Genomic DNA, 12,170 nt, shown 5'->3' with positions numbered 1-12,170 from the left:
CCGACGGTCAGGCGGCCAGCGCCAGGTCGGGGGGCGCGGGTGCCCGGCGTCGCTCTGCCTCGACCACCCGGGCCGGCTCCAGCACCGGCATCACCCGGTGCAGGCCGGTGGCACGCAGGACCCGGGCCACCACCGGGGTGGGATCGACCAGAACCAGCTCCCCGCCCCGCGCCCGGACGCGCAGGTGCGCGGCGAGCAGGGTGCGCACCCCGGCGGCGGAGAGCAGCCGCAACTGCGACAACTCCAGCCGGAGCACCGGGCGGGCCGGCGCGGACCACAGCGCGGACCGGAACGCGGCCACCGTGGCGATGTCGACCTCGCCGGCCACCCGCACCTGGACCACCTGGTCACCCACGCTGACCTGCACGTCCAACCGGTCGCTCTGCTCTCCCATACCGCTGAATCTAGCCCCCACCCCCGACATTTCCGCCCCTCCAGGGAGTGATTCCGGGTACGCCCAGGGTCATCCCCCGAGCCCACCCGGATCCCCCTCAGGGGGGAGGCCGGGGTGCCCGTCGATCCGGCGCGAGATGCGGCTCACCGGCCACCCCACGCCGCCGGCGGACGCGAGCCCGCGGCCGGGACGCCGACGGCCGGCACGCCGCGCACGGCGGCGCTCCGGGCCGGCGGGCATCGGCGGTGGAGAATGGGACGATGCTGATCCCCCGGCCCCGGCCACCCCGGCTCATCCGGCCCGTCCGCGAGCCGGCCACCGTCCCTCCCCCGCTGACCGGCGCGTGGGCCGCCACCGACCGCCGGCTCGACCAGGTCGACCTGCTGCCGCTCCCCGAGGGCGCCGTCGGTCCGGAGGACGTGCTGGTCGACCCGACCGGACGGGTGATCAGCGGCGACGAGGAGGGCCGGCTCTGGTGGTGGCCGGCCGACGCGCCTCCCGGCACCCAGCCACGGTTGCTGGCCGAGACCGGCGGCCGGCCGCTCGGCATCGAGTGGGACCCCTCCGGTGAGGCGCTGGTGGTCTGCGACGCGTACCGCGGGTTGCTGCGGGTCACACCCGACGGCGCCGTCCGCGAGCTCACCGGCACGGCACCGCCGGTGCACCTGGCCAACAACGCCACGGTGGCCCGCGACGGCACCATCTACTTCACCGACAGCTCCGACCGCTTTCCGGTCTCGCACTGGAAGCGGGACCTGCTGGAGCACCGCCCCAACGGCCGGGTGCTGGCGTACCACCCGGGAAGCGGGCGCACCGAGGTGGTGACCGACGGGCTGTACTTCCCCAACGGGATCGCGCTGACCCCGGACGAGTCGGCGCTGATGCTGGTGGAGACCTCCACCCACCGGCTGCTCCGCGTCGAACTGGGGGGCGCGGTGCGGGTCCTCGCCGACCTGCCCGCCTATCCGGACAACCTCTCCGCGGTGGGCGACGGGACGTACTGGATCGCGCTGCCCAGCCCCCGGGTCCCGATCGCCGAGCGGCTGCTGCCGCACCCTCGCCTGCGTCAGGTCGCCGCGTTGCTGCCCGACGCGATGCAGCCGCAACCGAAGCGCTACGGGCTGGTCGCGCTGGTCGACGACACGGGTGCGGTCCGCCGTACGCTGCACGGCCCGGCCGGGCACTACTGGATGATCACCGGGGTACGCCAGCACGGCGACCACCTCTGGCTGGGCAGCCTCATCGGGCCGGGAGTGGCCCGGGTGTCGCTGGGCTGACGCCCCGACCCTCGGCACCTGAGACCGGCGGGGCCGGCCCGCCGGGATGGCGAGCCGGCCCCGAGGCGTCGGCGGTGTCTCAGCGACCGCTGACCGAGGGCGCCGGTGCGGGCGACCCGCCGGCCACCGCGCCCGGGTGTGCCGGGGCGACCGGCGCGGGCCGCAGCGAGGGCGACACCGGCAGGGCGCTGCCGCGGACGAACTCGTCCCAGCTCACGTTCCACGCCGTCCAGCCGTTGCCCGCCTGCAACTGCACCTCGGTGCCCTTGACGGTGACCAGGTCGCCGACCTGGGTCACCCCCATCAACCAGTCCGCCGCGTTGGCGGCGACGTTCGTGCACCCGTGCGAGACGTTGGTGCTGCCCTGGTCGCCCTCCGACCACGGAGCCGAGTGGATGAACTCGCCACCCCAGGTGAGTCGCTGGGCGTCGTCGACGTCCACCACGTAGCCGCCGTCGGGTTCGCCCCGGGTGTCGAACGTGGTCCGCTCGTGCTTCTCCATGATCACCATCTTGCCGCTGGAGGTGGGTGTGCTCGGCTTGCCGAGGCTCACCGGGATCCGGCGGACCTGCTTGCCGTCGCGCAGCACCGTCATCTGCTTGGTGGCGTTGTCGATCTCCAGCGCGACCTGCTTCCCGATCGTGGAGGTCGCGGTCCGCTCGGCGTCACCGACCCGGTCCTTGCCAATCGGCAGGCCCTCCAGGCCGGCCCGGACGCTGATCGTGGTCCCCGGCCGCCAGAAATCGGGTGCCCGGTAATAGACCTGACTTCCGTCCTCCAGCCACGACCACGCACCCGGCTGGGGTGGATTCGTCTTTACGAACAACCGGCGCTGAACGTCCGCCCTGGCCTCTTTCGGAATGCCCGGGTCGAACGCCACGGTTACCGGCATGGCCGTGCCGTACGTCCGGTTGCCGACAAAATAGAGCGTGCTGGTGATCTGCGGTTTGGTGGATTTGGCCATGGTGGTGAAGGTGGTGGTGCGTGTCGTCGTGGCGCCCGAGTCACCGGTCGCTGTCACCTCGGCGGTGTAGGTCCGCTTCGGTTGCAGCGGCGTGCTCGGCACCCAGCCCGAGCCATCCTCACGCGGCTCGGCCGTGACCTGCTTGCCCTTGTCGTCCGTGAGCCGGACGGCGGTCACCCGGCCGCCCTTGACCGCAGTGCCCACCTCGGCGCTGATCGGCACCTCCCGTGTCTTGTCCCCCGGTGTCACGGTGAGTTCCGGCGGTGCGGCGTGTGCCTTGCTCGCCGCCGGGTCCCGGTCGGCGGTGCACCCGCCCACAGCCAGCGGTGCGGCCGCGATGGTTACCGCCAACAGCGTCAATCGCCGCCTCAACGTCATGTTCAGTCCCCCCATTTTCGACGTCCCTCTGCCACATTCTCGCCGCCTCGACCGGGGTGCCCATCCCATTCGGAAATAATCAGCGGCGCATTTATCGGCGCATTTTCCGATGCTGTTCCGCTTGACCGGAGAAAGGCGCGACTGGCCCGTCCTGCGCACCCCGCACCACTCCGACCGGCCGCGCCCCGCCCGGCCCGCAACGTCGGTCTTCGCACCTTTCCACGTGGTTGCGCGGCTTTCGCCCCGGTACAGCCGGGCCGGAATCGCTCGGCCGCGGGACGGGCGTTGGTCGGACCGTGTCGGAGCGCCCCCGGCCGGAGGAGCAGGAGGTCGGGGCGCGTGGCGCAGCACGGGAGCGGACTTTTGTCGGCTGGAGCGAAACTTCTGCCGATCGGGACGAACCTTTGCCTTCGTCCGGAGGCAAAGGTAAGGTCGCGATTCAGATAGAAGGTTGCCCATTCGTCGATCAGCTGCCGTCACCCGGCCGGGTGGCCGCTTTCCGCTCCCGACAGGTCCGGGCCGCACCCGCGCGTCGTCCGACATCGTCCCGCCGGATCCCGCATCCGGCCGGTTCGGCGCGCCCGGAGGTGGCAGCCGGTCGACCGCTGCCGACGGCGTCCCCCGCCGTCAGGAAGGGACCACCACCATGGATCATCAGACGAACCCATCGGAACCATTACCGGGGTCCGGGCCGCTCAGCCGGCGCGGGGTTCTCCGCGCCGCGACCGTCTCCGCCGCCGCCCTCGGCACCGCGGGCCTGCTCGCCGGCCCGGCCACCGCCGCGCCAACAGGGCACTCCCACGGGCGCCGCCGCGTGCCGGTGGACCGGATCAGCATCCAGCTGTACACGCTGCGCGACCAGCTCGCCGCCGACCTGCCCGGCACCCTGGACACGCTGCGCCGGATCGGCTACCGGCGGGTGGAGCACGCCGGCTTCGTCGGGCGTACCGCCGCGGAGTTCCGGGCCGCGCTGGACGCGGCCGGGCTGCGGGCCACCTCCGGGCACACCGGCATCCCACAGCCGTTCGACGCCAGCGCCTGGGAACGCGCCCTCGCCGACGCGAACGTCGTGGGCTGTAAGAAGATCGTCCACCCCTACTTCGGTCGGGACGCCGCCGGGCGGCCGATCCGCGACCCGGCCGTCTACCGTGCCCTGGCCCGCGACCTCAACCAGGCCGGCCGGCTCGCCGAGCGCGCCGGGCTGGACTTCGGTTACCACAACCACCAGCTGGAGTTCGTTCCGCTGACCGACGGCTCGACCGGCTTCGACATCCTCACCGGGCAGACCGACCCGCGGCTGGTCCACTTCGAACTCGACCTCTACTGGACCTGGCGGGGCGCGCACGACCCGGTCGACGTGATCCGGGCCAACCGCGGCCGGATCCGCCAGGTGCACGTCAAGGACCTCGACGTCGAGGGCGGCTTCGCCGACCTTGGGGACGGCGTCATCGACTTCGGTCGGATCTTCGCCCACGAGCGGGAAGCTGGCATCGAGGAGTACATCGTGGAACGCGACGACGCGGGCACCGCGCCGCGCTCCCCCGCCGACGCCCTGGACACCGCTCGCGTCGGCTTCGACTATCTCGCTTCACTTCGGTACTGAAACCACCCCGGGGGACTCACCTGATGAACAGGACCGCATTCGCGTCCGCCCTGCTGCTGGTGACGGCCGGTCTGGCCGTACCACCGTCGGCAGCGGCCGCAGCGCCGGCCGCGCCGCCGGACAGCAGCTTCCAGAAAGTGACACTGAACGACTTCCCGGGCGAGCCGATGAGCCTCGCCGTCCTGCCCGACCTGCGGGTGCTGCACACCTCCCGCACCGGTGAGGTCCGCATCCACGACCCGCGCACCGGGCTGAACACCCTCGCCGCCGACATTCCCGTCTACGAGCACGACGAGGAAGGGCTCCAGGGGGTCGCCATCGACCCGGACTTCGCCCAGAACAAGTGGGTGTACCTCTACTACTCGCCGCCGATGGACACCCCGGTGGACGACCCGGCGACTCCCGGCGTCAACGAGGGGGACGCGCCGGAGACCGGCACCGAGGCGGACTGGCAGCGGTTCAAGGGCGCGCTGCGGCTGTCCCGGTTCAAGCTGGACGGGATGAAGCTCAACCTCGCCAGCGAGCAGCAGATCATCGACGTGCCGACCGACCGGGGCATCTGCTGCCACGTCGGCGGGCAGATCGACTTCGACAGCAAGGGCAACCTGTACCTGTCGACCGGTGACGACACCAACCCGTTCGCCTCCGACGGCTACATCCCGATCGACGAGCGGGCCGACCGCAACCCCGCCTTCGACGCCCAGCGCACCTCCGCCAACACCAACGACCTGCGCGGCAAGCTGCTGCGCATCCGGGTGAAGCCCGGTGGCGGTTACACGGTGCCGGCCGGCAACCTGTTCAAGCCGGGCACCGCGAAGACCCGCCCCGAGATCTACGCGATGGGGCTGCGCAACGCGTTCCGGTTCGCCGTCGACCGGCGGACCGACAACGTGTACCTGGGCGACTACTCCCCGGACGCCTCCAACTCGAACCCGGAGCGGGGGCCGGCCGGGCACGGCCGCTGGATGCTGATCGACAAGCCGGCGAACTACGGCTGGCCGTACTGCGTGACGCCGACTATGGCCTATCGCGACTACGACTTCGCCACGGGTGAGTCCGGCGCGAAGTTCAACTGCAAGCGCCCGGTCAACGACTCGCCCCACAACACCGGCAAGCGGCAACTGCCGCCGGTCGAGCAGCCGCAGGTCTGGTACCCGTCGGCGGCCTCCGGCGAGTTCCCGCAGCTGGGCACCGGCGGTATCGGGCCGATGGGCGGCCCGGCGTACGACTACGACGGGACCAGCACCTCGCGGACCCGGTGGCCGGCCTACTACGACGGCGTGCCGCTGTTCTACGAGTGGACCCGGGACTACATCAAGGAGTTCCGCCTCGACGAGGACGGCGACGTAACGGACATCCGGCCGGTGGTCCCGTCGCTGGTGGTGGACAACCCGATGGACATGGAGTTCGGCCCGGACGGCGCGCTCTACGTGCTCGAGTACGGCGACGGCTACTTCGCCGAGAACCCCGACGCCCAGCTGTCCCGGATCGACTTCGTCCGGGGCAACCGGACGCCGATCCCGAAGATCAGCGGCACCCCGACCGTCGGGCAGGCCCCGCTGACCGTCGCGTTCTCCAGCGCCGGCACCACCGACCCGGACGGTGACGCGCTGCGCTACGCGTGGGACTTCAACGCGGACGGCTCGGTCGACAGCACCGACGCCAACCCGACCTGGACGTTCCAGGAGAACGGCTCGTACACCCCGACGCTGAAGGTGACCGACCGCACCGGGCGGTCCGCCTCGGCGACCCTGCCGCTGGTGGTCGGGCCGACCGCGCCGATCGTCGAGTTCGTCACCCCGGTGGCCGGGCAGCCCTTCCAGTTCGGGCAGACGGTCGCATACGAGGTGAAGGTCACCGACGATCTGCCGGTGGACTGCTCCCGGGTGAAGGTCACCTACGTGCTCGGCCACGACGAGCACGGGCACCCGCTCTCCACGGCGACCGGCTGCTCCGGGACGATCCCCACCTTCGTCGACGGCGGGCACGGCGGGGCGGACAACCTCACCGCGGTCTTCGTCGCGGAGTACACCGACGCGCCGACCGAGCCGGGCGTACCGCCGCAGACCGCCACGGCGACGGTGGTCCTGGACCCCGACCCGGTGGCCGGCCTGGCCGGCTGACGAGCTCACGATGACGGCGGCGGCGGTCGGATCACTCCGGCCGCCGCCGCCCGTCGGTGCTCAGCCTCAGTCGGCGTTGTCGTGGTTGTCGCGCCAGCGGCCGCCCACCGGCGGGGTGTCCAGCCGCAGCGCGCTCTCGGCGTTGCCGGCGAGGTCGTTGCCCTCGACGCGGCAGTCCACACAGCTGCCCCGCTCGGTGATCCACAACCCGTGGGTCTGCGTACGGTCCTCGTGGTTGTCCCAGATCCGGTTGCCCCGGATGGTGGCCGTGTCGAACGCCGCGTCGATGGTGATGCCGGCACGGCGTTCGGGGGCCGGCGACAGCTCGTACCGGCAGCCCGGTGGCGGGATGTCGCCGCTCCAGGCGCTCAGCGCGTCGGGACGGACCGGGGCGAGGGTGAGCTCGTCGCCGGTGTTCGACGCGACCACCGCCACGGAGCGCCCGACCCGCAGCACCTTGCCCCGGTGCCCGTCGGGCGGCCAGTCGGCCCCCCGGTCCACCACGGAGCGTTCGCCGTAGCGGACCGTCTCGCCGGCCCCTCCGGCCGCCCGCGCGAACTGCCGGCCGTTGTTGCGGATCCGGTTGTTGAGCAGCATGGCGTCGGACATGTGGTGGTCGATCCGGACTGCGTCCAGCCCGTTGTCCCAGAACTCGTTGCTCTCCAGCGTCACGTCCCGGATCGGGCCCTGGTAACCGCGCCCCAGGTCCTGCCCGTGGTAGCCGTGCCGCCCGTTACCGCTGATCCGGTTGCCCCGGATGGTGTACGGGCCCGAGCTGTTGCCGATGCTGACCCCGTCGCGGAGGTTGCCGTCGATGACGCAGTCGGTGAGCAGCCCGCCCCGACCGGCCACCGACGAGGTGCCCTGGGCCGACACGTCGAAGCCGGCCTCCAGGTTGCCGGTCATCGTGCAGGCGGACACGATCAGCCCGTCCGCACCCCAGTCGGAGATGCCGAAACGGTTCCCCTGGCTGTGACAACCGATGATGCGGTAGCCGCGGGGCTGAGGCCAGTAGTCCTTCTGCAGCTCCAGGAAGATCCCGTTGGTGCCGTTGGCCAGGGTGGTGCAGTGGGCGATGGTGAGCCGCTCCACCTCGCCCCAGCCACCGATGCCCACCCCGATGCCGGCGCCGCCCATCTGCTCGCCGTTGTCCAGCCGGCCACAGCCGACGACGACCACGCCATCGATCAGGCTGTCCTGGAGGAAGTCGCAGCCCAGCCCGGTGGCCGCCGTGTGGTGGATGTAGAGGTTGCGGAAAACGCCGCGCACCACGTACTGGAGGCCGAGGCCCTTGGCCAGATAGCTGTACTCCGCCATCGCCACCCCGGAGCCGTCGATCTCGAAGTCGGCGAAGGTGCAGTCGGCGATGTGCCGGTCCCGGTCGGCGCCGTGCTGCACGGTGGTCCAGAAGGCCAACGGGGTGGGGTCGGCCCGGTTGCCCTCGTTGCTGAGCAGGAACCGCGTCGCCGCCGGCCCGGCACCGACCAGCGAGACCCCGCTGCGCCACACCGTGCCGGCGTCCCGGATCGAGTAGATGCCCGGCGGGCAGTAGATGACGCGGGCACGCCCGTCCGACGCGTAACCGTCGCCGAGCCGGTCCACGAGGGCGGCCAACGCCGGCTGGTCGTTGGTCTGACCGTCGCCGCGCAACCCGTACTCCTGGGCGTCGCAGTAGAGCGGCGCACCGGCCGAGGCGGGCCGCCGCTCCCGGACGGCGCTGGGTAGCACCTGGTACGCCACGAACCGGCTCCCTCCGACGCGACGGTGCGCTCCGCGGGGGCCGACTTCCCGGTGACAGGTCCCGGAAACGTGCGCCAGCCCCGGCACCGCACGGAGCGGTGGCCGGGGCCGGGAACGCGGGTCAGACGGCGGCGATCAGGAGTGCGGGCCGCTCCACGCAGTCGGCCACGTGCCGCAGGAAGCCACCGGCCACCCCGCCGTCGCACACCCGGTGGTCGAAGGTGAGGCTCAACTGCGTCACCTTGCGGACGGCGAACTGCCCGTCGACCACCCACGGCTTGTCCACGATCCGCCCCACCCCGAGCAGCGCCGCCTCCGGGTGGTTGATGATCGGCGTGGAACCGTCGACACCGAACACCCCGTAGTTGTTCAGGGTGAAGGTGCCACCGGTCAGCCGGGCGGGCGCCAGGGTGCCCGCCCGCGCCGCCGCGGTGGTGGCCGCCAGTTCGGCGGCCAGCTCGGCGGTGGTGAGGCGCTGGGCGTCGCGCAGCACCGGCACCAGCAGGCCCCGATCGGTCTGCGCGGCGATGCCCAGGTGCACCCCGGCGGACTGGACGATCCGCTGGGCCTCGGTGTCGACCCGGGAGTTGAGCTGCGGGAACCGGCGCAGCCCACTGAGGCAGATCCGGGCCAGCAGGGCCAGGATGCTCACCGGCGCGTCCGGCGTCGCCGCGTTGATCGCCGCCCTGGTCTCCAGCAGCCCGGTGGCGTCCACGTCGACCCAGATGGTCACCTCGGGGATCTCCCGCCTGCTGCGGGAGAGCTTGTCGGCGATCACCTTGCGGACGCCGGTGAGCGGGACGACCACGTCGCCGTCGCCGCTCGGGGCGAGCGCGACGTGCGCGTCCGGCACGGCGGCGAGCCGGGCGGCGGGCACGGCCAGCGTCGCCTCGACGTCGGCGCGGCGGATGACCCCACCGGGTCCGGTGCCGCGAACCGTGCTCAGGTCGACGCCGCGCTCCCGGGCCAGCCGCCGCACGATCGGCGAGATGACCAGGGCGGCCGGTGCGGCAGTGCCGGCCGCGGCACCGCTGGCGGCCCGGTCGGCGTCACCCGCCGCGCCGTCGGCCGCCGCGACGGGAACACCGGCCGGCGTGACCTCGGTCGGTTCGGGAGCCAGCACCAGCCGAGGGCGACGCCGGCGCCGGGTCGCCCCGCCGTGCCCGGTGCCGTACCCGATCAGCACGTTGCCGGAGCCGGCCCGCTCCTCCTCGCGGTAGGTGGCGTGCCCGGCCGGCTCGTCGCCGCCGTCCAGCGGCGCGATGGTGATCAGCGGCTGGCCGACCGGGCGGACCTCACCCGCCGCGCCGTGCAGGGTGACGACCCGGCCGGCGTACGGGCAGGGCACGTCGACGACAGCCTTGGCGGTCTCCACCTCGACCACGCTCTGGTCGACCGTGACGATGTCGCCCACGGCGACCCGCCACTCGACGATCTCGGCCTCGCTCAGCCCCTCGCCCAGGTCGGGCAGGAGGAAGACCTGCGTCCGCTCGACCGTGGTCATGCCGCGCTGCCCTGCACCGACCAGCGCGGGTCCGGCTGGTCGTCCCACTGCAACCGAGCCACCGCGTCGAGCACCCGGTCCACCCCGGGCAGGTGGGTGTGCTCCAGCATCGGCGCCGGGTACGGAATGTCCAGCCCGGCCACCCGCAGCACCGGGGCGTGCAGCGCGTGGAAGCACCGCTCCTGCACCCGGGCGGCGATCTCCGCGCCCACGCCGGCGAAGCCGGGCGCCTCCTGGATCACCACGCACCGGCCGGTGCGGCGGACCGAGGCGGTGATGGTGGCGTCGTCGAACGGCACGATGGTGCGGACGTCCACCACCTCCAGGTCCCAGCCCTCCTCGCGGGCGGCCTCGGCGGCTTCCAGCGCCACCGGCACCGCCGGCCCGTACGCCACCAGGGTGGCGTCGCGCCCGGGACGACGGACGACAGCCCGGCCGAACGGCTCGGTACGCGCCGGCAACTGCGCCTCCGCACTGGCGAAGTAGAGCTTCTTGGGCTCCATGAAGACCACCGGGTCGGGGTCGTCGATCGCCTCGCGCAGCAACGAGTACGCGTCGGCCACCGTCGCCGGGGTGACCACCTTCAGCCCCGGGGTGTGCGCGTAGTACGCCTCGGACGAGTCGCAGTGGTGCTCCACCCCGCCGATCCCGCCGGCGTACGGCACCCGGATGACGATCGGCACGCTCAGCGCGCCCCGCGTCCGGTTGCGCAGCTTCGCCACGTGCGAGGCGATCTGCTCGAACGCCGGATACGCGAACGCGTCGAACTGCATCTCGACCACCGGCCGCAGCCCGGACATGGCCAGGCCGACGGCGAAACCGACGATGCCGGCCTCGGCGAGCGGGGTGTCGAAGCAACGGTCCTCGCCGAACCTCGCCTGCAGGCCGTCGGTGATCCGGAAGACGCCGCCGAGCTGGCCGACGTCCTCCCCGAAGACGACCACCCGGTCGTCGGCGGCCAGCGCGTCGGCGAGCGCCGTGTTGAGCGCCTTCGCCATGGTGGTGGCCATCAGGCGACACCCTCCTCGTCACGTGCGGCGGCCATTTCGGCGCGAACCTGTTCGCGCTGCTCGATCAGTTGCGGGGTGGGCTCGGCGTAGACGTGGTCGAAGAGGCTCAGCGGGTCGACGGTCGGCTGCTCGTTCATCCGGGTCCGCAGGTCCGCCGCGTACGCCTCGGCCTGCTCGGCGATCTCGGCGACCGCCGCGTCGTCGAGCACCCCGCGCGCCCGCAGGTAGGTCTCCAGGCGGGTGACCGGGTCACGGTCGCGCCAGGCGTCGACCTCGGCGCCGTCGCGGTAGCGGCTGGCGTCGTCGGCGTTGGTGTGCGGTTCCATCCGGTAGGTGTGCGCCTCGACGAGGAACGGTCCCTTGCCGGCGCGGGCGTGCTCCACCGCGCGGGTGAGGACGGCGAGCACCGCCACCGGGTCGTTGCCGTCGACCTGCTCGCTGGGCACGCCGTAGCCGACGCCCTTGTACGCCAGTGACGGCGCGGCGGTCTGACGGGACAGCGGGACGCTGATCGCGTACCGGTTGTTCTGCACGAAGTAGACGACCGGCGCCTTGAACACGGCGGCGAAGTTGATCCCCTCGTGGAAGTCGCCCTCGCTGGTCGCGCCGTCGCCGATGAACGCCAGCACCACGGTGTCGCGCCCCTGGTACGCCTCACCGTGCGCCAGCCCGGCGGCGTGCACGCACTGGGTGGCCAGGGGCGTGCACTGTGGTGCGGTCCGCACGGCGGCAGGGTCGTACCCGCAGTGCCAGTCGCCGCGCAGCAGGGTGAGCACCTCGACCGGGTCGATGCCGCGGGCGACCAGCGCCATCGACTCGCGGTAGGTGGGGAAGACCCAGTCGGTGTCGCGGACCGCGAGGACGGCGCCGACCTGGCAGGCCTCCTGGCCGCGGGAGGACGGGTAGACCGCCAGCCGGCCCTGCTTGGTCAGCGCGGTCGCCTGGGTGTCGAACCGGCGGCCGAGCACCATCCGCCGGTACAGCTCGCGCAGCACCTCGGCGGGCGGCTCCGGGTAGTCGGTGCGGGCGGGCAGTGGCTTACCGCTCGGGTCGAGCAGGCGGACCGGCTCGGCGTCCGGCAGCAGCGGGCGCGCCGGGTCGGGCGGGGTGGCCGCTCGACGGGTGCGCGGGGATGCCCTGCGGACCGCCTGGGGAGTGGTCGTCACGGCGGAACCTC

General features: G+C 72.7%; 9 protein-coding genes. 3 read left to right on the top strand and 6 right to left on the bottom strand.

Features of this window, described 5'->3' with window-relative positions; genetic code table 11:
- Nucleotides 1–7 precede the first annotated feature (7 nt).
- A complete protein-coding gene (locus M8C17_RS07425) occupies nucleotides 8–394 on the bottom strand; it encodes an STAS domain-containing protein (protein WP_252415639.1) in 387 nt (128 codons plus the stop codon).
- A gap of 260 nt (nucleotides 395–654) precedes the next feature.
- Here M8C17_RS07425 and M8C17_RS07420 point away from each other — a divergent pair, with 260 nt between their 5' ends.
- Nucleotides 655–1,671 (top strand): SMP-30/gluconolactonase/LRE family protein, encoded by a 1,017-nt coding sequence (locus M8C17_RS07420; protein WP_252415638.1) that lies wholly within the window; start codon nucleotides 655–657, stop codon nucleotides 1,669–1,671.
- A gap of 79 nt (nucleotides 1,672–1,750) precedes the next feature.
- Here the strand turns inward: M8C17_RS07420 and M8C17_RS07415 are convergent, their stop codons facing one another.
- Nucleotides 1,751–3,013 carry an Ig-like domain-containing protein gene (locus M8C17_RS07415; protein ID WP_252415637.1) on the bottom strand — a complete coding sequence of 421 codons (1,263 nt, stop codon included), beginning with the start codon at nucleotides 3,011–3,013 and terminating at the stop codon, nucleotides 1,751–1,753.
- A gap of 646 nt (nucleotides 3,014–3,659) precedes the next feature.
- On the opposite strand from M8C17_RS07415, the gene M8C17_RS07410 reads away from it, so the two are divergent.
- Nucleotides 3,660–4,616: a sugar phosphate isomerase/epimerase gene (locus tag M8C17_RS07410; RefSeq protein ID WP_252415636.1), complete on the top strand. Its 957-nt coding sequence runs from the start codon at nucleotides 3,660–3,662 to the stop codon at nucleotides 4,614–4,616.
- 23 nt (nucleotides 4,617–4,639) lie between these two features.
- On the top strand, nucleotides 4,640–6,739 hold the full coding sequence (locus tag M8C17_RS07405; protein WP_252415635.1) for a PQQ-dependent sugar dehydrogenase: 2,100 nt from the start codon (nucleotides 4,640–4,642) through the stop codon (nucleotides 6,737–6,739).
- Between the two features lie 66 nt (nucleotides 6,740–6,805).
- Here M8C17_RS07405 and M8C17_RS07400 read toward each other — a convergent pair whose 3' ends face one another.
- The 4 genes from M8C17_RS07400 to pdhA all read right to left on the bottom strand — a co-directional run bounded on the left by M8C17_RS07400 (nucleotide 6,806) and on the right by pdhA (nucleotide 12,159).
- Complete coding sequence (locus M8C17_RS07400) at nucleotides 6,806–8,479, bottom strand: right-handed parallel beta-helix repeat-containing protein (RefSeq protein WP_252415634.1); 1,674 nt, start codon at nucleotides 8,477–8,479, stop codon at nucleotides 6,806–6,808.
- Nucleotides 8,480–8,600: 121 nt separating this feature from the next.
- Nucleotides 8,601–9,983, bottom strand: a complete 1,383-nt coding sequence (locus tag M8C17_RS07395; RefSeq protein WP_252415633.1) for a dihydrolipoamide acetyltransferase family protein — start codon at nucleotides 9,981–9,983, stop codon at nucleotides 8,601–8,603.
- A complete protein-coding gene (locus tag M8C17_RS07390) occupies nucleotides 9,980–10,996 on the bottom strand; it encodes an alpha-ketoacid dehydrogenase subunit beta (RefSeq protein WP_252415759.1) in 1,017 nt (338 codons plus the stop codon). The genes M8C17_RS07395 and M8C17_RS07390 overlap by 4 nt, the downstream gene beginning before the upstream one ends.
- Nucleotides 10,993–12,159 carry a pyruvate dehydrogenase (acetyl-transferring) E1 component subunit alpha gene (gene pdhA / locus M8C17_RS07385; RefSeq protein ID WP_252415632.1) on the bottom strand — a complete coding sequence of 389 codons (1,167 nt, stop codon included), beginning with the start codon at nucleotides 12,157–12,159 and terminating at the stop codon, nucleotides 10,993–10,995. Before pdhA ends, M8C17_RS07390 begins: the two co-directional genes overlap by 4 nt.
- Nucleotides 12,160–12,170: the final 11 nt, after the last annotated feature.

This window comes from Micromonospora sp. RHAY321, assembly GCF_023896955.1.
In the GTDB taxonomy this organism is placed as follows: domain Bacteria; phylum Actinomycetota; class Actinomycetes; order Mycobacteriales; family Micromonosporaceae; genus Micromonospora.
This window is presented reverse-complemented; position numbering and strand designations above follow the sequence as displayed.